This is a genomic window from Burkholderia sp. A2 (genome assembly GCF_001729305.1).
GTDB lineage: Bacteria > Pseudomonadota > Gammaproteobacteria > Burkholderiales > Burkholderiaceae > Burkholderia > Burkholderia sola.
Window position 1 is genome coordinate 74,404 of the sequence record NZ_LZXX01000024.1, and the last position, 24,226, is coordinate 98,629.

The 24,226-nt window shown below is 68.7% G+C and carries 19 protein-coding genes; 11 read left to right on the forward strand and 8 right to left on the reverse strand.

The genetic code is table 11. The features are described from left to right. Positions 1–152 precede the first annotated feature (152 nt). Both A9Z05_RS02140 and grpE read right to left on the reverse strand, forming a co-directional pair. Positions 153–575, reverse strand: a complete 423-nt coding sequence (locus A9Z05_RS02140; protein ID WP_069616690.1) for a thioredoxin family protein — start codon at positions 573–575, stop codon at positions 153–155. A 10-nt stretch (positions 576–585) separates the two neighbouring features. Next, on the reverse strand, positions 586–1,131 hold the full coding sequence (gene grpE / locus A9Z05_RS02145) for a nucleotide exchange factor GrpE (RefSeq protein ID WP_069616691.1): 546 nt from the start codon (positions 1,129–1,131) through the stop codon (positions 586–588). A 352-nt stretch (positions 1,132–1,483) separates the two neighbouring features. On the opposite strand from grpE, the gene A9Z05_RS36755 reads away from it, so the two are divergent. Then, positions 1,484–1,645, forward strand: coding sequence for a hypothetical protein (locus tag A9Z05_RS36755; RefSeq protein ID WP_006476841.1), 162 nt, complete (start codon positions 1,484–1,486; stop codon positions 1,643–1,645). Here A9Z05_RS36755 and A9Z05_RS02150 read toward each other — a convergent pair. The 3 genes from A9Z05_RS02150 to hrcA all read right to left on the reverse strand — a co-directional run bounded on the left by A9Z05_RS02150 (position 1,617) and on the right by hrcA (position 4,400). Further along, the gene (locus A9Z05_RS02150) at positions 1,617–2,024 is read right to left on the reverse strand and encodes an RNA-binding S4 domain-containing protein (RefSeq protein WP_069616692.1); all 408 of its coding nucleotides are present in this window, start codon (positions 2,022–2,024) and stop codon (positions 1,617–1,619) included. The two genes, A9Z05_RS36755 and A9Z05_RS02150, sit on opposite strands and share 29 nt — an antisense overlap. A gap of 147 nt (positions 2,025–2,171) precedes the next feature. Continuing rightward, positions 2,172–3,236, reverse strand: coding sequence for a ferrochelatase (gene hemH / locus A9Z05_RS02155; RefSeq protein ID WP_069616693.1), 1,065 nt, complete (start codon positions 3,234–3,236; stop codon positions 2,172–2,174). A 141-nt stretch (positions 3,237–3,377) separates the two neighbouring features. Then, the gene (gene hrcA / locus A9Z05_RS02160) at positions 3,378–4,400 is read right to left on the reverse strand and encodes a heat-inducible transcriptional repressor HrcA (RefSeq protein WP_011544637.1); all 1,023 of its coding nucleotides are present in this window, start codon (positions 4,398–4,400) and stop codon (positions 3,378–3,380) included. A 131-nt stretch (positions 4,401–4,531) separates the two neighbouring features. Here hrcA and A9Z05_RS02165 point away from each other — a divergent pair, with 131 nt between their 5' ends. Together A9Z05_RS02165 and recN are read left to right on the forward strand one after the other, a co-directional pair. Beyond that, positions 4,532–5,434, forward strand: coding sequence for an NAD kinase (locus A9Z05_RS02165; protein WP_050011770.1), 903 nt, complete (start codon positions 4,532–4,534; stop codon positions 5,432–5,434). A gap of 19 nt (positions 5,435–5,453) precedes the next feature. Next, entirely contained in the window at positions 5,454–7,103 is a 1,650-nt protein-coding gene (recN, locus tag A9Z05_RS02170; RefSeq protein WP_069616694.1) for a DNA repair protein RecN, read from the forward strand. Positions 7,104–7,225: 122 nt separating this feature from the next. Here the strand turns inward: recN and glnE are convergent, their stop codons facing one another. Next, positions 7,226–10,027 carry a bifunctional [glutamate--ammonia ligase]-adenylyl-L-tyrosine phosphorylase/[glutamate--ammonia-ligase] adenylyltransferase gene (gene glnE / locus A9Z05_RS02175; RefSeq protein ID WP_069616695.1) on the reverse strand — a complete coding sequence of 934 codons (2,802 nt, stop codon included), beginning with the start codon at positions 10,025–10,027 and terminating at the stop codon, positions 7,226–7,228. Between the two features lie 230 nt (positions 10,028–10,257). Between glnE and A9Z05_RS02180 the strand changes: the two genes are divergently transcribed. The 6 genes from A9Z05_RS02180 to A9Z05_RS02205 all read left to right on the forward strand — a co-directional run bounded on the left by A9Z05_RS02180 (position 10,258) and on the right by A9Z05_RS02205 (position 19,146). Next, a complete protein-coding gene (locus A9Z05_RS02180) occupies positions 10,258–14,457 on the forward strand; it encodes a YhdP family protein (protein ID WP_069616696.1) in 4,200 nt (1,399 codons plus the stop codon). Between the two features lie 60 nt (positions 14,458–14,517). Then, positions 14,518–15,345 (forward strand): carbon-nitrogen hydrolase family protein, encoded by an 828-nt coding sequence (locus A9Z05_RS02185; RefSeq protein WP_069616697.1) that lies wholly within the window; start codon positions 14,518–14,520, stop codon positions 15,343–15,345. Between the two features lie 84 nt (positions 15,346–15,429). Further along, a complete protein-coding gene (tldD, locus tag A9Z05_RS02190) occupies positions 15,430–16,896 on the forward strand; it encodes a metalloprotease TldD (protein WP_069616698.1) in 1,467 nt (488 codons plus the stop codon). A 398-nt stretch (positions 16,897–17,294) separates the two neighbouring features. Next, positions 17,295–18,368 (forward strand): 3-deoxy-7-phosphoheptulonate synthase AroG, encoded by a 1,074-nt coding sequence (gene aroG, locus A9Z05_RS02195; protein ID WP_069616699.1) that lies wholly within the window; start codon positions 17,295–17,297, stop codon positions 18,366–18,368. A gap of 122 nt (positions 18,369–18,490) precedes the next feature. After that, complete coding sequence (locus A9Z05_RS02200) at positions 18,491–18,760, forward strand: type II toxin-antitoxin system Phd/YefM family antitoxin (protein ID WP_069616700.1); 270 nt, start codon at positions 18,491–18,493, stop codon at positions 18,758–18,760. After that, positions 18,757–19,146, forward strand: a complete 390-nt coding sequence (locus tag A9Z05_RS02205) for a type II toxin-antitoxin system VapC family toxin (protein ID WP_069616701.1) — start codon at positions 18,757–18,759, stop codon at positions 19,144–19,146. Before A9Z05_RS02200 ends, A9Z05_RS02205 begins: the two co-directional genes overlap by 4 nt. A 92-nt stretch (positions 19,147–19,238) precedes the next feature. On the opposite strand, the gene hmpA is transcribed toward A9Z05_RS02205, so the two are convergent. Further along, positions 19,239–20,447 carry an NO-inducible flavohemoprotein gene (gene hmpA, locus A9Z05_RS02210; RefSeq protein WP_069616702.1) on the reverse strand — a complete coding sequence of 403 codons (1,209 nt, stop codon included), beginning with the start codon at positions 20,445–20,447 and terminating at the stop codon, positions 19,239–19,241. 93 nt (positions 20,448–20,540) lie between these two features. Further along, a complete protein-coding gene (locus A9Z05_RS02215; RefSeq protein ID WP_069616703.1) occupies positions 20,541–21,092 on the reverse strand; it encodes a cob(I)yrinic acid a,c-diamide adenosyltransferase in 552 nt (183 codons plus the stop codon). 135 nt (positions 21,093–21,227) lie between these two features. On the opposite strand from A9Z05_RS02215, the gene A9Z05_RS02220 reads away from it, so the two are divergent. Both A9Z05_RS02220 and A9Z05_RS02225 read left to right on the forward strand, forming a co-directional pair. After that, positions 21,228–22,637 carry an FAD-binding oxidoreductase gene (locus A9Z05_RS02220; protein WP_069616704.1) on the forward strand — a complete coding sequence of 470 codons (1,410 nt, stop codon included), beginning with the start codon at positions 21,228–21,230 and terminating at the stop codon, positions 22,635–22,637. A gap of 38 nt (positions 22,638–22,675) precedes the next feature. After that, positions 22,676–24,169: an FAD-linked oxidase C-terminal domain-containing protein gene (locus tag A9Z05_RS02225; RefSeq protein ID WP_069616705.1), complete on the forward strand. Its 1,494-nt coding sequence runs from the start codon at positions 22,676–22,678 to the stop codon at positions 24,167–24,169. Positions 24,170–24,226 lie beyond the last annotated feature (57 nt).

Below are 24,226 nucleotides of genomic sequence, written 5' to 3' on the forward strand. Positions count from 1 at the left end.
TCTCCAGAAATGCTTGTTTGCTGCGCGAAACGCCGCGTTTTTGGGCCGTTTCGCACGCCAGAATTCAACTCTGTTCCCGAAATGCGTCCGCCCGATCCGTTTTCAAGACCCGACGAGCGATGCGGATATTAAATTTTTTCAATCGCCGCCGGCTAGCGGATCGCACCCGACGGATCGCCGCCCGACGGATCGCCGCCCGACACGCTCTTCGCGCGTGCGGCCGCGACGGCTGCCTGGAACTGGACGAGGCCATGCCAGCCCGTCGCGCGGCCCAGCCGCTTGCCGCGATGGAAGAAGAACCACGTCGGCACGCCGTGCAACCCGAAGCGGCGCCCCAGCTCATGGTGTTCGTACACGTTGCAATGGAACCACTTCAGGTCCAGCGCGCGGATCGCGTCGGCCTGCGCGAGCATCGCCTTCTTCGCGATCTCGCAATTGAAGCAGTCGACGCCCCAGAAGAACACCACGGCCAGCGCATCGCCCGCGCCGGCGATGGCCGCGTCGAACGTGCCGGCGTCGAGCGCCTGCATGTCGAACGCGTCGAACGCGGCCGGATCGACGCCGGCGGGCACCATCTCCGCGGCCTTACTTCGGCTGCGCGACGGTGACGAGCGCCGGGCGCAGCACGCGGTCGGCGATCATGTAGCCCTTTTGCAGCACCGTGACGACGGTGTTCGGCTCCTGCTCGGCCGGCACCATCGAAATGGCCTGGTGCTGGTGCGGATCGAATTTCTCGCCGACCGGGTTGATCGCGACGACGCGGCCTTTCTCGAGCGCGCTCGTCAGTTGGCGCAGCGTCAGCTCCACGCCTTCGCGCACCTTCGCGATGTCGCCGGAGGTATCGCCGACGGCCGCTTCCAGGCTGTCCAGCACGGGCAGCAGGTGTTCCGCGAAGCTCTCGATCGCGAACTTGTGCGCCTTCGACACGTCGTCCTGCGCGCGGCGGCGCACGTTCTCGGTCTCGGCCTTCGCTCGCAGGAAGCTTTCCTGGAGCTCGGCGACCTTGGCTTGAGCCTCCGCGAGCGCCGCGTCGGCAGCTTCGGCGGCGGGTGCGGCGCCTTGCGCCGCCTGATTCTCGCTGCCGATGTCTTCGGCCGATTGGGTAGCCGGATTCTCTTGCGTGTTTTCCATGTCGCTGAAAGTCGATTAGAGGTTGAAGCCAAATCGGCGACCGCGGGACGTATACCCGGCGGCACCGCACATTACTGGTGCAAATAAGGGCGAAAACTGCGGTTTCAAGAGGGTCATTCGCCGGCATTCGCCAATGCCGCGAAACAACCGAGCGTTTCCGGGTGCAGGCGTCGCATAGTCCGCCGGATCGGGCGAAACGGCCTGTAACAACGCTTACCCGGCAAGGACTAGCTCCGCACAGGCCGGCTGCACTACACTCCACTCAAGCGTCGGAAAGCGTGTTTACCCCTAGCTGACCGTCGCGTGACATCCACCTGGCGCCGTTTTCACCCTTGTTCTCGAGGGGAGTACCGTGAAACTGACCTTTGCGATATCGGTGGTCGCGCTGGTACTCATTGCCGGCACCACCACCATCTGCCTGTCGGGAGCCGTCACCGACCGCACGACCGAATACGGAAGCGCGCGGGCGACGTTCGACCAGATGTTCAGCTCCCACCAGAAAATCTGTCGATGATGCGCCGGTCGCGTTTCGTCGGCCGCCCGTGCAGCTCGGCCGCCGGCTCGCGATACGTGCGGCGCCGCTCCAGTTCGGCGAGCCGTGCGGCCCGCCCCGCCTCCGTTTCCGCGTAGAGCGTCTGCGCGACGCTCGCGGGCCCGCGCACGTCGCACATGCCCAGCACGGCAATGTGCCAGACGATGCCGTCGATCGCAATCTCGACCTCGTCACCCACCCGCACGTCCTTCGCCGGCTTCACCGCCGCGCCGCCGATCTTCACGTGTCCCTTGTCGACCGCATCGGTCGCGAGCGAGCGCGTCTTGAAGAACCGGGCCGCCCACAGCCATTTGTCGATGCGCAGCTTCGCACCCGGCTCCGTGGAAATCTTGTAGTTCATGCCGGCCTCCGCCAAGCCGCCCCAAGGGCGTAGCAGGGAATTCGCAGCGCAGCGCTCTGCGCCTGTGTAGCCGGCCGGCTTTGCAAAGCCGGCCGTGGGCGGCTGACCGCCCTCTCGGGGAGCAGCGAACGTGGGGATCGTTTCATCTCAGCTTACCGTTTCGGGCTGCGCGGCCTTGACGGGCCAGCCCTGCAAATTCTCCGCGACGATCTCGCCGAGCGCGCCGATCCACGCGGACGCGCCGTTCAGGCACGGAATCCGGTGGAAGGTCTTGCCGCCGCCGGCGAGGAATTCGTCGCGCACTTCCATGCCGATTTCCTCGATCGTCTCCAGGCAATCGGCCGTGAAGCCGGGACAGAACACGTCGGCCCGCCGCACGCCGGCCTCGCCGAATTCGCGCAGCGTCGGCGCGGTGTACGGCTGCAGCCATTCGGCCTTGCCGAAGCGCGACTGGAACGTGACGCGGCATTCGGTGCCCGACAGCCCGAGCGCGGCCATCAGCAACGCACCCGTCTGCTGGCACTGCTCGTGATACGGGTCGCCCAGATCGAGCGTGCGCTTCGGCACGCCGTGGAAACTCAGCACGAGTTTGTCGCCGGCCGCGAAATCGGGCCGACCGTGCTGCGCCCAGTACTGCCGAACCTGCTCGGCCAGCGCGTGGATATAGGCCGGATGGTCGGCGTAGTGCCGCACCGTGCGCACTTCCGGCTGATTGCGCATGCGCGCGAGCGCGGCGAATGCGGCATCGAACGCGGTGGCCGTGGTCGACGCCGAGTATTGCGGATACATCGGCATCAGCAGTACGCGCTCGACGCCCGCGCGCTTGAACTGCGCGAGCGCGTGCGCAACGTTCGGGCTGCCGTAGCGCATCGCGTAATCGACCATCACGTGATAGCCGTTCGACACGAGCAGGTGCCGGACGCTGTCGGTCTGGCGCTCGGTGTACACGCGCAGCGGCGAACCCTCGGGCATCCAGACCGCCGCGTATTTCTTCGCGGACGCACGGCCGCGCAGCGGCAGGATCACCGTGCGCAGCAGCACCTGCCAGACGGCCTGCGGAATTTCGACGACCCGCGGATCCGACAGGAATTCGGCCAGGTAGCGCCGCACCGCGCGCGGCGTGGGTGCGTCGGGCGTGCCGAGATTGATCAGCAGCACACCGACGCGATGGGCGGCCGCGACGCTCGAAGGCGGCTCAAGATCGAAACGCATGGGCAAGAACGTGCTCGGGGCACGGGACCGGACGGCTCTCAATTATAGCGGGCCGTCCCGATCGAGTCGGCTGGCCATTCGGCCGACTGGCGGCGCACACGACGCCGCGGCACGATGGCGGGACGGCGTCGGCTGCCGCGGTTACTGCTGGCTCAGCGTGAGCGACAGCAGCCGCGCGGTGATGTCGACGATCGGAATCACGCGGTTGTACGCCATCCGGGTCGGGCCGATCACGCCAAGCGTGCCGACGATCTGCCCGTTCACCTCGTACGGCGCGGTCACGACGCTCATTTCCTCGATCGGCACGAGCGTCGATTCGCCGCCGATGAAGATCTGCACGCCCTGGGCGTGGCTCGACACGTCGAGCAACTGCAGGAGGCCCGTCTTTTGGTCGAATACGTCGAACAGCTTGCGCAGCCGCGCCATGTCGGACGAAAGATCCGCCACTTCGAGCAGGTTGCGCTCGCCGGAAATCAGCACGGTGTCCTCGGTATCGGGCACTTCGGTGCTGGCCGTCACGGCCGCGTGCATCAGCGTCGTCATGTCGCCGCGCAGCTGGTCGATCTCGTCGCGCAGGCGGCGGCGCACCTCGTCGAACGACAGGCCGGCGAAATGCGCGTTGATGTAGTTGGACGCCTCGGTCAGCTGCGACGGCGAATAGTCGCGCGGCGTCGCGAGCATGCGGTTCTGCACGTCGCCCTCGGGCGTGACGATGATCAGCAGGATGCGCTTGTCGGACAGGCGCATGAACTCGATCTGCTTGAACACGTGGCTGCGGCGCGGCGTCAGCACGACGCCCGCGAACTGCGACAGGTTCGACAGCACGCTCGCGGCGGCGGCGACCACCCGCTGCTGCGGCTCGCCGGCCTGCAGCGTGTTCTGCACCTGGCGGGCGACGGCCTCGGCGTCGATCGGCGCCTCGACCGTCAGCATCGTATCGACGAACAGCCGGTAGCCGCGCGGCGTCGGCACGCGGCCGGCCGACGTGTGCGGGCTCGATACGAGGCCGAGCTCCTCCAGGTCGGACATCACGTTGCGGATCGTCGCCGGGCTCAGCTCGAGCCCGGAGTAACGGGACAACGTGCGCGATCCGACCGGCTGACCGTCGGCGATATACCGTTCGATCAGGGTTTTCAGGAGGGTTCGTGCGCGAGGATCTAGCATGGTGGAAAATTTTAGCGCAACCGCGCGAGCACGGCGAGTGGCGTCAACCACCGTTGCGCGGGCTGGCCCGATCCGGCCCCGTCGGCGTACAGCCGGTTCTTTTCGTCCACGAGCTATGGTGTAATGCCGGCATGAAAACCGGTAATCAGTTCAGTACTGTCGCGCTCGTCGGCCGGAGCAACACGCCCGGCATCGCCGAACCGCTCGCCACGCTGGCGGACAGCATCGCCAGGCTCGGCTTCGAGGTCGTCTTCGAAGGCGATACCGCGCGCGAAATCGGCATCGCCGGCTACCCGGCGCTCACGCCGGCCGAAATTGGGGCGCGAGCGGACGTGGCGATCGTGCTCGGCGGCGACGGCACGATGCTCGGCATCGGCCGCCAGCTTGCGCCATACCGGACCCCGCTGATCGGGATCAACCACGGTCGGCTCGGCTTCATCACCGACATCGCGGCATCCGACATGCACGCGCTCGTTCCCGTGCTGCTGGCCGGCAAGTTCGAGCGCGAGGAACGCTCGCTGCTCGAGGCGCGGATCATGCGCGACGGCGAACCGATCTACCACGCGCTCGCGTTCAACGACGTCGTCGTGAACCGCAGCGGCTTCTCCGGGATGGTCGAGCTGCGCGCATCGGTCGACGGCCGCTATATGTATAACCAGCGTTCGGACGGCCTGATCGTCGCGACGCCCACCGGCTCGACCGCGTATGCACTGTCGTCGGCCGGCCCGATCCTCCATCCGCAGCTGGCGGGCATCGTGCTCGTGCCGATCGCGCCGCACGCGCTGTCGAACCGGCCGATCGTGCTGCCCGACGATTCGAAGATCGCGATCCAGATCGTCGGCGGCCGCGACGTCAACGTGAACTTCGACATGCAGTCGTTCACGTCGCTGGAGCTGAACGATACGATCGAGGTGCGCCGCTCGAAGCACACGGTGCCGTTCCTGCACCCGATCGGCTACAGCTACTTCACGACGCTGCGCAAGAAGCTGCACTGGAACGAACACGCATCGAACGAAGACGACAAGGCGTCCTGACGCCGCTGCCCCCGACACCATGCTCCGCCACCTCTCGATCCGCGACTTCGTCATCGTCGCCGCGCTCGATCTCGAATTCGACAGCGGCTTTTCCGTCTTTTCCGGTGAAACCGGCGCCGGCAAATCGATCCTGATCGACGCGCTCGCCCTCGCGCTCGGCGAACGCGCCGACGCGAGCGTCGTGCGCACCGGCTGCAGCCGCGCCGACATCACGGCCGAATTCACGCCGCACGACCGCGTTGCGCGCTGGCTGGACGAACACGCATTCGACGCCGAGGACACCGTGATGCTGCGCCGCGTGATCGATGCGAACGGCCGCTCGCGGGCCTTCATCAACGGCACCAGCGCGACGCTCGCGCAACTGCGCGAACTCGGCGAGATGCTCGTCGACATCCACGGCCAGCACGCGCACCAGTTGCTGATGCGCCCCGACGCGCAGCGCGAGTTGTTCGACACGCATGCGGGGCTCGTCGCCGATGCCGCGAACGTCGCGCGCGCGTGGCGCGTGTGGCGCGATGCGACGCAGGCGATCGACGCCGCGAAGGCACACGAGCGCGAATTGCAGCTCGAACGCGAAAAGCTCGCGTGGCAGCTCGCCGAACTGGACAAGCTCGCGCCGCAAGCCGGCGAATGGGACGAAGTCAGCAACGAACACAAGCGCCTGTCGCATTCGGCGAACCTGATCGAAGGCGTGCGCGGCGCGCTCAACGCGCTGTCCGAGTCCGACGATGCGCTGCTCGCGCAGCTCGGCGCGATCGTGTCGAAGCTGCGCGGCCTGGCCGACTACGACACCGCGCTCGGCGATGCGCTCGCGTCGCTGGAGCCGGCCGAGATCCAGTTGCAGGAAGCCGTCTATTCGCTGTCGCACTATGCGCAGCGCGTCGATCTCGACCCGGAGCGGCTCGCGCAGGTCGAAACGCGCCTCGACGCGCTGCACTCGACCGCCCGCAAGTTCCGGCTGCCGCCCGACACGCTGCACGAAGAGCATGCGGCGCGCCGCGCGCAGCTCGCCGCGCTCGACGCGGCCGCCGATCTCGGTGCGCTCGAAGCCGCGCAGGCGAAGGCGCGGGAAGCCTATCTCGCCGACGCCAAACGCCTGTCGAAGGCGCGCGCGCAGGCCGCGAAGGCGCTCGGCACGGCCGTCACGGCCGGCATGCAGGAACTGTCGATGGCGGGCGGCAGCTTCGAAGTCGCGCTCGTGCCGCTCGCCGACGGCGGCCCGCACGGGCTCGAGCAGGTCGAATTCCGCGTGGCCGGCCACCCGGGCGTGCCGCTGCGGCCGCTCGCGAAAGTCGCGTCGGGCGGCGAACTCGCACGGATCAGCCTCGCGCTCGCGGTGATCGCCAGCGCGGCGAGCCCGACGCCGACGCTGATCTTCGACGAAGTCGATACGGGGATCGGCGGCGGCGTCGCCGAAGTGGTCGGCCGCCTGCTGCACCAGCTCGGGCGTGACCGTCAGGTGTTGTGCGTGACGCACCTGCCGCAAGTCGCCGCGCGCGGCGACCATCATTTTCAGGTCGCGAAGGGCGCCGACGAGCGCGGCGGCACGGTATCGTCGGTCGTCCCGCTCGACAAGGCGAGCCGCGTCGAGGAAGTCGCGCGGATGCTCGGCGGGCTCGAAATCACGGCCACCACGCGCAAGCACGCGAAGGAAATGCTGGCGGCCTGACACCGGCACCCAACGGCTGAATGCAAAAAGACCGGCGCACGCGCCGGTCTTTTGCGGGAAGCGGCCGACCGAGCGCGCTCGCCCTGCCCGTCGATTCGAACACTCGCCTCGAACACCCCCACTCAACCGCCCGTTTCAACCGCCCCAAACACGCGCTCCCACAGCGCCGTCACGGCCGCCCGCTCGTCGGCCACCACGGCCGGCTCGACGCGCGCCTTCTCCATCCCGTCGAGCCGCAGCTTGTGCTGCAGCTTCCGGTACGTGCGGTACGCCGCGCCGACGCGCTCGGCCTCGTCCTCGCCCATCAGCCCGAAACGCGCGACCTCGCGCAGCAGCGCGATGTTGCCGGTATTGCGGATCAGCTCGGCGTCGCTCGACGCATGCAGCAGCACCCAGTACTGGACGATGAACTCGATGTCGACCATCCCGCCGCGATCGTGCTTCAGGTCGAACAGCTCGGTGTGGTTCGGATGGCCGGCGAACACCTTGCCGCGCATGTCGACGATCTCCTTCGCGAGTACGGCCCCGTCGCGCGGCGTCGTCAGCACCTGCTGGCGGATCGCCTCGAAATCCGCGCCGATCTGCGCGTCGCCCGCGCTGTAGCGGGCGCGCGTCAGCGCCTGGTGCTCCCACACCCACGCGGTATTCGCCGCATCGCCCTCGCGCAGTTGATAGCGGCGGAACGCGTCGAGATCGGTGACGAGCAGCCCGGCCTCGCCGTTCGGCCGCAGCCGCAGGTCGATGTCGAACAGCGCGCCCGCGCCGGTCGCGGTGGTGAGCCACGTGATCAGGCGCCGCGTGAAGGTCGTGTAGACGTCCGCCGCGCGCTCGTCCGGATCGTCGTACAGGAAGATCAGGTCGAGATCCGACGCATAGCCGAGCTCCTTGCCGCCCAGCTTGCCGTACGCGATCACCGCGAACTTCGGCACGTCGCGATGGCACTTCGCGAGCTGCGACCAGACGACTTCGATCGTCACGTCGAGCACCGCGTCGGCCAGCTCGGACAGCCGGTCGCTCACGTGCTCGACCGACAGTTGCCCGGCCAGGTCGATCAGCAGGATCCGGAACACCTCCGCGTGCTGTGCATGGCGCAGCAGGTCCATCTGCTGCTCGGGGCCGTCGGCCGCCGCGAGCCGCGCGCGCAGCGCATCCTTGAACGCGGGCCAGTCGAACGGGCTCGCGATCGCCTCGTCGTCGAGCAGCTCGTCGAGCAGTTGCGGGTGGCGGATCAGGTAGCCGCCGCCCCAGCGCGTCGCGCCGAGCACCGACAGCACGCGATCGAGCGCGGCCGGATATTCGGTCAGCAGCGCGAGATAGACGCCGCGCCGGCTGACCGTCTCGAGCAGGTCGAACAGGCGCACGATCGTGTCGTCGCGGCGCGCGGCGTCGATCTTCGGCGCGGCGTCGAGCGCCCGCTGCGCGACGCTGTCGAAGCGCTGCCGGCTCTTTTCCGGCAGCCCGGTGTAGCGCGACGATTGCCAGATCGCGCGCAGCCGCGCGAGCACGGCGGCCGGATCGGCGAAGCCCAGGCCGTCGAGGCGCGCGACCAGCGCGTCGTCCTCGCCGTCGTCGGCCAGCGCGCCGCTCCAGATCCACGCGGCTGCCGTGTCGTCGCCGGCCGCGCAGGGGCCGCCGTTCGCCTTGTCGGCAAAAATCTGGTCGAACTGCGCTTCGACGAACGTGCGGTGGCCATCCAGCACCGTCATCAGCGCCGCGTAGTCGGCAAAACCGAGCGACGCGGCCAGCGCCGCGCGCTCGTCGGGCTCGACCGGCATCGCGTGCGTCTGCGCGTCGTTGCGGTACTGCAGCCGGTGCTCGAGCGTGCGCAGGAAGTTGTACGCGTCGGTGAGCCGTTCTCGCACGTCGTCGCCGATCAGCCCGCGCGCCTGCGCGTGGCGCAGCACCGCGAGCGTCGGCCGCACGCGGAATCCCGCATCCTGGCCGCCGCGGATCAACTGGAACACCTGCGCGCTGAACTCGATCTCGCGGATCCCGCCGCGCCCGAGCTTGATGTCGTCGGCCTTGTCGGGGCGCATCGACGCGCGCCGCGCGGCTTCGTGCCGGATCTGCTGGTGCAGCGAACGGATCGCGCCGATCACGCCGAAATCGAGATAGCGCCGGTACACGAACGGCTTGACGATCGATTCGAGCTGCGCCGCGAGCCGCTGCGCCGCGTCGCTGCCGCCTTCCGACACGAGCCGCCCCTTGATCCACGCATAGCGTTCCCACTCGCGCCCCTGCACGTAGAAATATTCCTCGAGCATGCCGATGCTGCAGACGAGCGGCCCCGAATCGCCGTTCGGACGCAGCCGCATGTCGACGCGAAACACGTAGCCGTCGGCCGTGACCTCGGACAGCACGCCGATCAGGCGCCGACCGAGCCGCGTGAAGTACTCCTGCGTGGACAGCGGCGAACGCGTGCCGCCAGTGGTCTCGCCGTCGTCCTCGTACACGAAGATCAGGTCGATGTCGGACGACACGTTCAGCTCGCGGCCGCCGAGCTTGCCCATCCCGACCACGCCGAGCACGACGCGCTGGCCGTCGGCGCCGCGCGGCTCGCCGTACTGCGCCTCGAGTTCGGCCGACAGCAGCGCGAGCGAGCGCTGCACGGCCACTTCGGCGAGATCGGTCATCGCGCCCGTGACCTCGGCGACGTCCGCCAGCCCGCGCAGGTCGCGCTCCGCGACCGCGCCGAACGCCTCGGCGCGCAACTGCCGCAGCGCGCGCTTCAGTTGCTCGTCGCCCGGCGCGGCGGCGCCGGCCGGCGTCGCGAGCAGCTCGGTGAGGCGCGCGTCGAGCTGCGCGCGGCCGAGCGGCGCGGCTGCCCACGCGGCGATCTGCTCGGCCAGCGCGGGGCGCGCGGCAGCCGCGCGGGCAAGGTATCGGGAATAGGACGTGCTGATCAGGGCGGAAGCGTCGGTCATCGAGAAGCGGGCCTGGCGAAAAGGCCGGCGGCAGCGGACCGGCGCGTACGCGCCCCGCTGCCGCCGGCCCCATGGACTCGGCACGGCGCCGCCGGACGCGCGTGCGCCCGTCGCGACACCGCGCGCCGGAAAGCCCGTGCCGCGCTGCCTCCAACGGCCGCCGGCACGAACCCGTGTGATACATTTCAACGTCAGTCTGCAAAATTACCATATCGCCGCCCGTCCGCCGCATGTCCGACCGTCAGGAATCCGCCGTAGCTGCGCCCGAAGCGGGACCTCCGAAGCACGATCATCCGGTCCTGCGTCGCGTGTTCAGGGTGACGCTGGCAGTCGGGATCGGCAGCTACTTCGTCGCGGCCGGCGCCTTCCTCGGGCTGCGCTACGTGCTGCTGCCCCGCATCGACGAATTCCGCCCACGCATCGAACGCGCGGTGTCCGACAAGCTCCACGCGCAGCTTTCGATCGGCAAGCTTTCCCCGAACTGGTCCGGCATGCAGCCGGGCGTCGAACTCACGAACCTGACGATCCGCGGCCGCGACGGCAAGGTCGCGCTGTCGGTGCCGCACGCGACGGCCGCGCTGTCGTGGATGTCGCTGCTGCGGCTGTCGCCCGCGCTGTCGAGCCTGATCGTCGACCAGCCCGACCTCGTCGTCGCGCGGGCGGCCGACGGCTCGCTGAGCGTGGCGGGGGTCGGCGTTGCGACCACCCACGGCGGCAACGACACGTTCGGCACCTGGCTGCTGAAGCAGGAAGCGATCGTGCTGCGCGGCGGCACGCTGCGCTGGCGCGACGCGCAGCACGACGCGCCGGAACTCGTGCTGGCGGGCATCCGGCTCGCGGTGCTGAACGACGGCCGCGTGCACAAGGCCGCGCTGCAGGCGCCCGCGAACGGCACGCTGCTGCTCGGCCCGCTCGATTTCCGCGCCCGCTTCAGGCACAAGCCGCTCGCGCCGATCGGCAAGCCGGCGAACTGGACGGGCGACGCGTACCTGTCGACCGGCCCCGTCGACCTGCAGACGCTCACGCGCTATCTCGACGTGCCGCTCACGATCCATGCGGGCCGGATCGACAACGCGATCTGGGCGACCTTCGGCGACGGCCACCTGCGCTCGGCGGGCGGCGACCTGCAAGGCGCCGACGTCGCGCTGCGCGTGCGCCCGACGCAGCCGCGGCTCGACGTGCCGACGGTCGGCTTCGGCTGGGACATGGTGCTCGATGCGGGCCACGACTACACGCTGCACCTGACGCGCTTCAATGCGGAGCTCGGCCAGCCGCCGCTGCCGGACGGCACGCCGCTCGCCCGCTCGCTCGCGCTGTCGACGCTGACGGCGCGCTACCGCGTGCCGACCGCGAACCAGGGGCAACTGCTCAGCGTGGTCGGCGACCGCGTCGATCTCGGCATCCTCAGCGAATTCATCCGCGGGCTGCCGCTGCCGGCGCGCCTGCGCAACGAGCTGATCAAGATCGACCCGCGCGGGATGGTGTCGAACTATCACATCGAGGTCGAGCGCGCGAAACCCGCGCACGCCGATCTCGCCGACGAGGAGCGGCGCATGGGCGCCGCGCCGATCGTCCGCTACCGCTTTCTCGGCGATCTGCAAGGCATCAGCTTCGCCGCGCAGGAGCCGCCGCCCGGGCTCTCGCCGCGCGGTCACCCTCGCGCCGGCTGGCCGGGCGTCGAGAACCTGTGGGGCCGCGTCGATGCGAACGAGACGGGCGGCGCCGCGCATTTCGACACGGTCCACGCGGCCGTCACCGTGCCCGGCGAATTCGACGAGCCCCGCCTGACGTTCGACCGGCTGCGCGGCAATGCCAAATGGACGATCACGCCCGCGCCCGGCGACAAGCACGCGCGCGTCGACGTGTCGCTGCCCGACCTGTTCGTGTCGAACCCCGATGCCGAAATCGCGGTGTCGGGCTCGTACACGAACCCCGGCCACGGTCGCGGGTCGCTCGACCTGCGCGCGGATTTCGCGCGCGCATCGGTCGCGCGCATTCCGCGCTACCTGCCGACCGGGATGTCCGAGCACCTGCGCGACTATCTCGGCCACGCCCTGCAGGACGGCAACGTGACCAAGGGCGCGTCGATCGTCGCGCGCGGCCCGCTCGAGAAATTCCCGTTCGAACACGAGCCGGACGCCGGCGTGTTCCACATCGTCGCGCCGTTCACCGGCGGCCGCTTCGAGCCGACGCCGTATCCGCCGCGCAAGCTCGCGAACGGTACGCCGAGCGTCTGGCCGGCGCTCGACGGGATCGACGGCGTGTTCGAGCTCGCGCAGAACAAGCTGCGCTTCGACATCGCGCGCGCGCGTTACAAGCGCGTCACGCTGACGAAGGTCGCGGGCCGCATCGACGATCTCGGCAATCCGTCGCACTCGCCGCTGATCATCGACGGCCATGCGCAGGGCCCGCTCGCCGACCTGATCGACTATGCGGACAACAGCTCGCTCGGCACGATGAGCAACCATGTCGGCCAGCGGATCGACGCGCAGGGGCCCGCGTCGCTCGCGCTCAAGATCACGATTCCGCAGCACGTCCCGCATCCGCACACGCACGTCGAAGGCGCGCTCGCGTTCGGCGGCAACACGCTGTCGACCAGCGGCGTGCCGCCGCTGTCGGCACTGCGCGGCAGCGTCCGCTTCACCGAGGCCGGCGCATCGCTGCACGACCTGTCGGCGCGCTTCCTGGGCGGCCCGGTGCGCGCGAACGGCACCTTCCGGTCGCACGGCCCGTACGCGGTGGACGTCGACGGCCGGCTCGCGCTCGACGCCGCGCGCGGCCTGAACCTGCACGGCGCGGCCGCCGCGCTGCTCGAACACGTGGTCGGCGACGCGCCGTACAAGATCGCGGTGCGCGGCGCGCCGGGCCGCCTGCCCGACGTCAGCGCGCAATCCGACCTGACGGGCGTCGCGCTGAACTTCCCGGCGCCGTTCGCGAAACCGGCCGGCACGCCGATGCCGTTCCGCTTCACGCTGCAGCCGGCGCCGCAGGCGGACGGCAAACGCCTCGAACACGCCGACCTGACGCTCGGCCCGGTGACGGCGACCTACCTGCTCGACGCGACGCGCGGCCAGCCGCTGCGCGCGGTACGCGGCGCGATGGGCATCCACCGGATGCCCGACATGCCGCAGGACGGCGTGAGCGCGGCCGTCGACGTCAACGAGCTGGACGCCGACGCATGGCTCGCGCTCGCCCACACGCTGAAGCCCGACACGCCGCGCGCGCCGGAACCGCAGGCGGCACCGCGCGTCGATTTCGCGAGCTTCGCGCCAAAGCGCTTCGCGTTCCATTTCGGCACGCTGAAGCTGCTCAAGCGCAACTGGGAAAACGTGATCGTCGGCGCGTCGCACGTCGACGACCTGTGGCAGGCGAACATCGCGTCGAACCAGGTTTCGGGCTACCTGTCGTGGGCGCCGGGCGGCGGTCACAACGGCGCGGGCGTGCTCAACGCGCGGCTCGCCAAGCTCGTCGTGCCGCAGAGCGCGCAGCACGACCTCGTCGGCCGCGCGATGAACCTGCCGACGCCGACCGACCGGCCGATGCCGTCGATCGACCTGATCGTCGACCAGGTCGTCGCGCGCGATCACGACATCGGCCGGCTCGTCGTCAACGCGCGCAACATCGACGAAGACGGCACGCCCGTGTGGCAGCTCGACAAGCTGGAACTGTCGAACCCGGCCGCGAAGCTCACGGCCACCGGCAACTGGCGCACGTCGCGCCGTGCGCTCGCCCGCGGCGCCGACGAAACCGATGCGCCGCGCCGCACCGTGTTCGACTTCAAGCTCGACATCGACAACGCGGGCGCACTGCTCGACCGCGTCGGCCTGCCGCGCACGCTCGCGGACGGTCACGGCTCGGTCACGGGCAAGGTCGGCTGGCGCGGCGGCCCGACCGCGCTCGACTTTCCGTCGCTCGGCGGCCAGGTCGCGGTCGACCTCGAGCACGGGAAGATCCTGAAGGTCGACCCGGGCGCGGCCAAACTGCTCGGCGTGCTGAGCCTGCAGAGCCTCGCGCGCTTCCTGACGCTGAATTTCCGCGACGTGGTCGGCAAGGGGCTGCCGTTCGACAAGATCGCCGGGACCGGCCGGATTTCGAACGGAATCGCGCGCACCGACGACTTCTCGATGATGACGGGCCCCGCGAACGTCACCGTGCGCGGCGCGGTCGATCTCGGCACCGAGACGCAGGATCTGCATGCGCACGTCGCGCCGAAGATCAGCGCGGGCGCGGCCGCGATCGGGGCAGCCATCATCAACCCGCTGCTCGGCGTCGGCGTGCTGGCCGCGAACTACGCGCTGTCCGAGACGCTGTCGCACGCGTTCGCGCTCGACTACACGATCACCGGCTCGTGGGCGCACCCGCACATCGAGCGGGTGCGGGGCGATCAGGGTAAGATGAATCACGGTCCGGCCGATGCAGCGAGCCATTGAACGCGCATCGAACCGCAGGAGGCCGGACCGCACCCCATTTATGACGCAACCGATTCCGCGATGACCGACCACGCCCGTTCCGCCACGCCCTTCCAGGTCGCCGCGCTGCAGATGGTGAGCGCGCCGGACGTCACCCGCAATCTCGCCGAAGCGCGCCGCCTGATCGCGGAAGCCGCCGGCGAAGGCGCGCAGCTCGTGCTGCTGCCCGAATATTTCTGCTTCATGGGCCACCGCGACACCGACAAGCTCGCGCTTGCTGAACCGTACCGGGACGGCCCGATCCAGCAATTCCTCGCCGACGCCGCGCGCCGCCACGGCATCTGGGTGATCGGCGGCACGCTACCGCTGAAGTCGCCGGAACCCGACCGCGTGCTGAACACGACGCTCGTGTTCGATCCGTCCGGCAACGAGGCCGCGCGCTACGACAAGATCCACCTGTTCAACTTCGAGAAAGGCGACGAATCGTTCGACGAGGCGCGCACGATCCGCGCGGGCGATACGGTCGTCGCGTTCGATGCCCCGTTCGGGCAGGTCGGCCTGTCGGTCTGTTACGATCTCCGCTTTCCGGAGCTGTATCGCCGGATGGGCGACTGCGCGCTGATGGTCGTGCCGTCGGCGTTTACGTATACGACGGGCCGCGCGCACTGGGAAACGCTGCTGCGCGCGCGGGCCGTCGAGAACCAGTGCTACGTGCTTGCGGCCGCGCAGGGCGGCAAGCACGAGAACGGCCGGCGCACGTGGGGCCACAGCATGCTGATCGACCCGTGGGGCGAGATCGTCGCGGTGCGCGACGAGGGCGCGAGCGTCGTGCTCGGCACGCTCGATCCGCAACGCATCGCCGACGTACGCCAGAGCCTGCCCGCGTGGCGGCACCGCGTGCTGAGCTGAATCCGCCGCACCGCTTGAAACGCCGCGCGGCCCACCCATCTGCCCGGCAGCACCCGACAACTTTTTGAGAATCCCGATATCCGCATGAACATCATCGAACCCGGCATCCGCAACCTCGCGCTGGCGAAGGACATCCTGCTCACGCCGTACGGCCTCGACGAAAGCCTGCTCACGCGCACGATCGCCGACATCTTCACGCATCGCGTCGACTACGCGGACCTGTACTTCCAGGCGACCCGCAGCGAAGCGTGGAGCCTCGAGGAAGGCATCGTCAAATCGGGCAGCTTCAGCATCGACCAGGGCGTCGGCGTGCGCGCGGTCGCGGGCGACCGCACCGCGTTCGCGTACTCGGACGACCTGTCGCCCGAAGCGATCGCGCAAGCCGCCGCCGCGACCAAGGCGATCGCGGCGGCCGGCGGCGGCCGCCAGAAAATCAAGGCCGCCTCGTCGCTGACGGGCATCTCGGGCCGCGACCTGTACCTGCCGTCCGATCCGCTCGCGTCGCTCGACGCGACGGCCAAGGTCAAGCTGCTGGAACGCATCGAACAGATGGCGCGCGGCCGCGACCCGCGCGTCACGCAGGTGATGGCGGGCCTCGCCGGCGAATACGACGTCGTGCTGGTCGCGCGCAGCGACGGTGCGCTCGCGGCCGACATCCGCCCGCTCGTGCGCGTATCGGTCACGGTGATCGCCGAACAGAACGGCCGCCGCGAGATCGGCTCCGGCGGCGGCGGCGGCCGTTTCGACTACGGCTACTTCACCGACGAAGTCCTGTCGCGCTACGTCGACGACGCCGTGCACGCGGCCCTCGTGAACCTCGACGCGCGCCCGGCGCCCGCCGGCGCGATGACGGTGGTGCTCGGGCCGGGCTGGCCGGGCGTGCTGCTGCACGAGGCGATCGGCCACGGACTCGAAGGCGACTTCAACCGCAAGGGTTCGTCCGCGTTCGCGGGCCGGATCGGCGAGCAGGTCGCCGCGAAGGGCGTGACGGTGGTCGACGACGGCACGCTGCCGAACCGCCGCGGCTCGCTGAACATCGACGACGAAGGCAACCCGACGCAGTGCACGACGCTGATCGAGGACGGCATCCTGAAGGGCTATATCCAGGACACGCTGAACGCGCGCCTGATGAAGATGCCGGTCACCGGCAACGCGCGGCGCGAGTCGTACGCGGCGCTGCCGATGCCGCGCATGACCAACACGTACATGCTGAACGGCGACAAGGATCCGCAGGAAATCATCGCGTCGGTGAAGAACGGCCTGTACGCGGTGAACTTCGGCGGCGGCCAGGTCGACATCACGAACGGCAAGTTCGTGTTCTCGGCGTCCGAGGCGTACATGATCGAGAACGGCAAGGTCACCTACCCGGTGAAGGGCGCGACGCTGATCGGCAGCGGCCCGGAATCGCTGAAGTACGTGAGCATGATCGGCAACGACATGTCGCTCGACACGGGTGTCGGCGTATGCGGCAAGGAAGGCCAGAGCGTGCCGGTCGGCGTCGGCCAGCCGACCCTGCGGATCGACAAGATGACGGTCGGCGGTACGGCATAACCGCATCGTGGCGCAGACAATCCGCGTATTTTGACGAAAACGCGCGGATTGTCCGCATTTTTGAACGAACCCGGTTGCCAGCCGCGCAGGGACCGGGTATAAATTCCGAATCAACTTTTTTGACCAGCCGAATTTCCGTCATGTCCGCCAAGTTTTACTTTTACTTTTTTTGGTATCTCAGACCGCTGGCGGATCGAGAGGGTTGATGGCGCGTGAAGCGCAACCGAAATTCCCGAAAAAACCGCCGGCGAACCCGGCGGTTTTTTTTCGCCCTTCGCCAGCCGGTCGCCGCCGCAGCGGGTCCTGCGACCCCGACCGAACTACTGAATTGCCCGAATTGATGAATCTGCCGCACGCGCACTGACCGAACGGCGCCCCGGAAAACCAGGAGAAACAGCATGCCCCCGCACAACACCGACGACGTCCGCATTCGCGAACTCAAGGAACTGACGCCGCCCGCCCACCTGATCCGCGAATTCGCGTGCTCCGAAGCCGCGTCCGAGCTGATCTACCACTCGCGCCAGTCGATGCACCGCATCCTGCACGGGATGGACGACCGGCTGATCGTCGTGATCGGGCCGTGCTCGATCCACGATACGAAGGCGGCGATCGAATACGCGGGCCGGCTCGTGAAGGAACGCGAACGCTTCAAGGGCGAGCTGGAAATCGTGATGCGCGTGTACTTCGAGAAGCCGCGCACGACGGTCGGCTGGAAGGGGCTCATCAACGATCCGCATCTCGACAACAGCTTCAAGATCAACGAAGGACTGCGCACCGCGCGCGAGCTGCTGCTGCAGATCAACGAAATGGGGCTGCCGGCCGCGACCGAATACCTCGACATGATCAGCCCGCAGTACATCGCCGACCTGATCTCGTGGGGCGCGATCGGCGCACGCACGACCGAGTCGCAGGTGCACCGCGAGCTCGCGTCGGGGCTGTCGTGCCCGGTCGGCTTCAAGAACGGCACCGACGGCAACGTCAAGATCGCGGTCGACGCGATCAAGGCCGCGTCGCAGCCGCACCATTTCCTGTCGGTGACGAAGGGTGGCCATTCGGCGATCGTGTCGACGGCCGGCAACGAGGACTGCCACGTGATCCTGCGCGGCGGCAAGACGCCGAACTACGACGCGGACAGCGTGAACGCCGCGTGCGCGGACATCGGCAAGGCCGGCCTCGCCGCGCGCCTGATGATCGACGCGAGCCACGCGAACAGCTCGAAGAAGCACGAGAACCAGATCCCGGTGTGCGCCGACATCGGCCGCCAGATCGCGGCGGGCGACGAGCGCATCGTCGGCGTGATGATCGAGTCGCACCTGGTCGAAGGCCGCCAGGACCTGAAGGAAGGCTGCGCGCTGACCTACGGCCAGAGCATCACCGACGCGTGCATCGCGTGGGACGACAGCGTGAAGGTGCTCGAAGGCCTCGCGGACTCGGTGAAGGCGCGCCGCGTCGCACGCGGCAGCGGCAACTGACGGACGCCGACAGGCTGACCGTATGGCCCCGCCTGTCGGCGAATTGGCCATGCGGCCAGCGTGCGGTCGGCGGGTTGCTCTGCTAGACTAGCTAACATCATCTAGCTAATGAGGGATTGGCCATGTCGACCGTCAACATGCATGATGCCAAGTCGCGGCTTTCCAGCCTCGTGGAAGCGCTTGAATCGGGGCGCGAAGCCGAAGTCGTGATCGCCCGCAATGGTCATCCGGTCGCCCGGCTCGTTCCGTACACCGCACCGAAGCGGATCGGCGCAGCCCGTCAGTTGCTTGCCGGATTGAACATTCCGACAAGCGTCGACACATTCAATGCCGGCGATGAATCGATCGCCGCCGACTTCGATGTCAGCTCGGACCATGGGCTTGCACCGTGAAGCTGCTGCTCGATACGCACATCGCGCTGTGGGCGGCTGAAGGCGCGCCGCACCTTTCGGCAAAAGCGGCCGCATTGATCGAACATCCCCAGAACACGCTGTACGTCAGCGCCGCGTCGATTTGGGAAATCGCGATCAAATACCGCAAAGGCAATCTGCCCGTCCATCCGAGAGACGCACGTTCGGCATTTCGGCTTGCGGGTTTTGCAGAGTTGCCGATCAGCAGCGATCACGCCGAGGCAGTCGCCGCGTTGCCGGATTTCCCGGACCATGCCGATCCGTTCGACCGCATGATGGTCGCGCAGGCGCTGCACGAAGGCATGCCGCTCGTCAGTGCCGATCCGAAGGTGTGGCGCTACCATGCAACGCTGATGTTGCGCGCCTGAAGTCGCCCGCACGGCGCCGCAAGTAAAAAGCCCGGCTCACGCCGGGCTTTGTCATTTCGTCGTTGCCTCGGCCGCAACCGGCCGTCAGATCCTCACTCGAGCGCGCCCGACCCGAAGATCTCGGTGTTCACGCGTTCCGGCGCGACGCCGAGCGCGACGAGCGCATCGCGCTGCGCCTTCATGAACGCGATCGGCCCGCAGATGTAGTAGTCCGCGTCCGGCACCAGCGCGTACTGCTGCACACGCTCCGGCGTAAGGCGCCCTTCGAGGTCGTGATCGATGCCGGCACGATCGTTCGGGCCGACCAGTTCATACAGCACCGTGCGCTTCACGTTCGCGTGCTCGCGCGCCGTGTCGTTCAGCCAGTCGCGGAACGCGTGCACCGCGCCCGAACGGCATGCATGGATGAACCGCACGTCGCGCTGGCTGCCTTCGGCCATCAGCGTCGACGCCATCGACATCATCGGCGTGATGCCGACGCCGCCCGAGATCAGCACGACCGGCGTATCCACGTCGCGCTTCAGCGAGAAATCGCCCATCGGCGCGGTCACCTCGACGATCGCACCCTCTTCGACGCCATCGTGCATCAGCGTCGACACCTTGCCGGCCGGGATCGCGTCGGCCTTGCCGGCCTCGCGCTTCACCGAGATGCGCAGCCATTTGCCATGCGGCGCGTCCGACAGGCTGTACTGGCGCGGCTGGTCGACGCCGAGATCGCCGACGAAACGCTTCACCGTGATGTACTGGCCCGGCTCGAAGGTCGGCGCGTCGCCGCCGTCGGCGGGCGTCAGGTAGAACGACGTGATCTCGTCGCTTTCACGCACCTTGCGCGCGACCTTGAACGGGCGGAAGCCGCTCCACGCGGCATTCGCGTACAGGTCGGCCTCGGCGCCGATCAGGATCTGCGCGAGCTGGCCGTACGCGACGCGCCACGCTTCGAGCGTGGCGGCATCGACCGCGTCTCCCAGCACCTCGACGATCGACGCGAGCAGGTTCTCGCCGACGATCGGGTAATGTTCGGGGCGGATGTTCAGGCTCGCGTGCTTGTGCGAGATGCGCGACACCGCGCCGCCCAGCGCGCCGAGGTTGTCGATGTTCGCCGCATACGCATAGACGGCCTTCGCGAGCGTCTCCGGCTGGCTGCCGGTCTTCTGGTGCGTCTGGTTGAACAGGTTCTTCAGTTCCGGATGACGCGCGAACATGCGCTGATAGAAATGCTTCGTGATCGTCGCGCCGTGCTCGGCGAGGACAGGGGCGGTGGCCTTCACACGGGCCATCTGGTCAGCGGTGAGGTGGGTCATGTTCGTTCTCCGTTAAACATGCTCATACGATACATGTTTAAAAACAAGGCCCCCTCGGGCAAATTGTCGCAGTGCGCAAAACATGACGCCGCGCTAGCGGACGCGCCCGCGCTCCCACAGCACGTCGGCGCCGCCGCCGGCGCGGTTCAGCACGCGCGCCAGCACGAACAGCAGGTCGGACAGCCGGTTCACGTACCGCCGCGGCGCATCATTGAGCGTGTCGCCGCGGCCGAGCGCGACGATCGAGCGCTCCGCGCGGCGGCACACGGTTCGGCAGACGTGCGCGAGCGACGCCGCGCGCGAACCGGCCGGCAGGATGAATTCCTTCAGCGGCGGCAGCGTCGCGTTGTAATCGGCCAGCCACTGGTCGAGGCGCGCGAGATGCGTGTCGTCGAGCACCGCGTGGCCGGGGATGCACAGCTCGCCGCCGAGATCGAACAGGTCGTGCTGGATCGTGACGAGCGCGGTGCGTACGTCGTCCGGCAGCGGCTCGGCCAGCAGCACGCCGAGAGTCGAGTTCAGTTCGTCGACGTCGCCGATCGCGGCGATCCGCGCGTCGTCCTTGCCGATGCGCCGCCCGTCGCCGAGCCCGGTGGTGCCGTCGTCGCCCGTGCGCGTCGCGATCTTGCTCAAGCGGTTGCCCATGCGAATGTCCTCTCGTGCGCGGCCGCGACGCGGCCCGGTTGGCTGGAACGCGATTATCGCAGCCCGCGGCGGGAGGCGCAGCAGGCGTTACAGCGTAGAATGGGCCGACAGTATGACAAGCAGTCAGGAGACATCGTGAACCACCCTGCCCCGCCGGCCGCCACGCGCCGCCCGCTGCCCCCCGCCATGCTCGATGCGCTGCGCGCCGCTTTCGGCGAGCGCGTGTCGACCGCCGACGCGGTCCGTGCCCATCACGGCCGCGACGAATCCCCGTTCGATCCGCAACTGCCCGACGCCGTCGTGTTCGCGCGCAGCACCGACGACGTGCGCGAAGTCGTGTCGCTGTGCTCGCTCTACAGCGTGCCGCTGATCCCGTACGGCGCCGGCTCGTCGCTCGAAGGCCACCTGCTGGCGGTGCGCGGCGGCGTGTCGCTCGACCTGTCGGAAATGAACCGCGTGCTGTCGATCAACGCCGAAGACCTGACCGTGACGGTCGAGCCGGGCATCACGCGCAAGGCGCTCAACGAAGCGCTGCGCGACACCGGCCTGTTCTTCCCGATCGATCCGGGCGCCGACGCCAGCATCGGCGGGATGACCGCGACGCGCGCATCCGGCACCAACGCGGTGCGCTACGGCACGATGCGCGAGAACGTGCTCGGCCTCACCGCGGTGCTCGCGGACGGCCGCGTGGTGAAAACCGGTTCGCGCGCGCGCAAGTCGTCGGCCGGCTACGACCTCACGCGACTGTTCGTCGGGTCCGAAGGCACGCTCGGCGTGATCACCGAGATCACGCTGCGCCTGCACCCGCTGCCCGAAGCCGTATCGGCCGCGATCTGCACGTTCCCGACGATGGGCGACGCGGTGCGCACGGTGATCGAGACGATCCAGATCGGCGTGCCGATCGCGCGCGTCGAATTCGTCGACGCGCTGGCCGTGCGCTCGATCAATCGTCACTCGAACCTGACGCTGGCCGAAGCGCCGACGCTGTTCTTCGAATTCCACGGCACCGACGCCGGCGTGAAGGAACAGGCCGAACTCGTGCAGGCGCTCGCCGGCCAGAACGCCGGCCAGGGCTTCGAATGGGCGACGCGCCCCGAGGATCGCACGCGGCTCTGGTCCGCGCGCCACAACGCGTACTTCGCGATGCTGCAGTTGAAACCCGGCTGCCGCGCGGTGACGACCGACGTGTGCGTGCCGATCTCGCAACTCGCTGCATGCGTCGAGGAAACCGAGGTCGACCTGCGCGCGTCATCGCTGCCCTGCCCGATCGTCGGCCACGTCGGCGACGGCAATTTCCACGTCGCGATCCTGATCGATCCCGACAAGCCGGAGGAGCTCGCCGAAGCCGAGCGCATCAACGACCGGATCGTCGAGCGCGCGCTGCGGCTGGGCGGCACCTGCACGGGCGAGCACGGCGTCGGGCTGCACAAGATGCGCTTCCTGCCGAAGGAGCACGGCGACAACGCGATCGACACGATGCGCGCGATCAAGCTCGCGCTCGATCCGCGCAACCTGATGAATCCGGGCAAGATTTTCACGTGCTGACCCGGCGGCGCGACATCGCGCCCCACGCAGGAGACCTCATGAACGCTCCCGTCGAACTGTCGAGCGCCGCACGCGCGCAGCGCCAGCGTGAAGTCGTGCAGGCGCTGATGGCCGTGTTGCCGACGCACTGCCTGCTGTACCGCGACGAGGACACGGCGCCGTACGAATGCGACGGCCTGTCCGCGTACCGCCGGCTGCCGCTCGCGGTCGCGTTGCCCGAGACGGAGTCGCAGGTGCAGCGGATCGTGCAGATCTGCCGCCGCATGGACGTGCCGATCGTGCCGCGCGGCGCCGGCACGAGCCTGTCGGGCGGCGCGCTGCCGATCGCGCTCGGCGTCGTGCTGTCGCTCGCGCGCTTCACGCGCATCGTCGAGGTCGACCCGTACGCGCGCACCGCGACCGTGCAGCCCGGCGTGCGCAACCTCGCGATCTCGGAGGCGGCCGCACCGTACGGCCTGTATTACGCGCCCGATCCGTCGTCGCAGATCGCGTGCACGATCGGCGGCAACGTCGCGGAGAACTCCGGCGGCGTCCACTGCCTGAAATACGGGCTGACCGTGCACAACGTGATGCGCGTGCGCGCGGTGACGATCGACGGCGAGGTCGTCGAATTCGGCTCGCTCGCGCTCGACATGCCGGGCCTCGACCTGCTCGCGGTGATGATCGGCAGCGAAGGGATGTTCGCGATCGTCACCGAGGTCACGGTACGGCTGATCCCGAAGCCGCAGACCGCGCAGCTCGTGATGGCGAGCTTCGACGACGTCGTCAAGGGCGGTGAGGCGGTGGCGGCGATCATCGCGTCGGGCATCATCCCGGCCGGGCTCGAGATGATGGACAAGCCGGCCACGCAGGCCGTCGAGGCGTTCACGCACGCGGGCTACGACCTCGACGCGAAGGCGATCCTGCTGTGCGAATCGGACGGCACGCCGGAAGAAGTCGCCGAGGAGATCGTGCGGATGACCGCCGTGCTGCGCGAACACGGCGCGACGCGCATCCAGGTGTCGCGCAACGAGCACGAGCGGCTGCGCTTCTGGTCCGGCCGCAAGAACGCGTTCCCGGCCGCCGGCCGCATTTCCGCCGACTATTACTGCATGGACGGCACCGTGCCGCGCCGCGCGATCGGCCCGCTGCTCGCACGCATCGAGCAACTCGAAACGCGCTACGGGCTGCGCTGCATCAACGTGTTCCATGCGGGCGACGGCAACATGCATCCGCTGATCCTGTACAACGCGAACGATCCCGACGAGCTGCACCGCGCCGAGCAGTTCGGCGCGGAAATCCTCGAATGCTGTGTGGAGTTCGGCGGCAGCGTGACGGGCGAGCACGGCGTCGGCATCGAAAAACTCAATTCGATGTGCGTGCAGTTCTCGCCGCAGGAGCGCGATGCGTTCTTCGCGGTCAAGCGCGCATTCGATCCGGCCGGGCTGCTGAACCCGGACAAGGGCATCCCGACCCGCGCGCGCTGCGCCGAATACGGTCGCCAGCACGTGCGCGGCGGGCTGCTGCCGCACCCCGACCTGCCGCGTTTCTGAGCGGCGCGGGTCGCGGCACCGCACCGGCCGCCGCGGTGCGATGGTCCACCGCGCCCG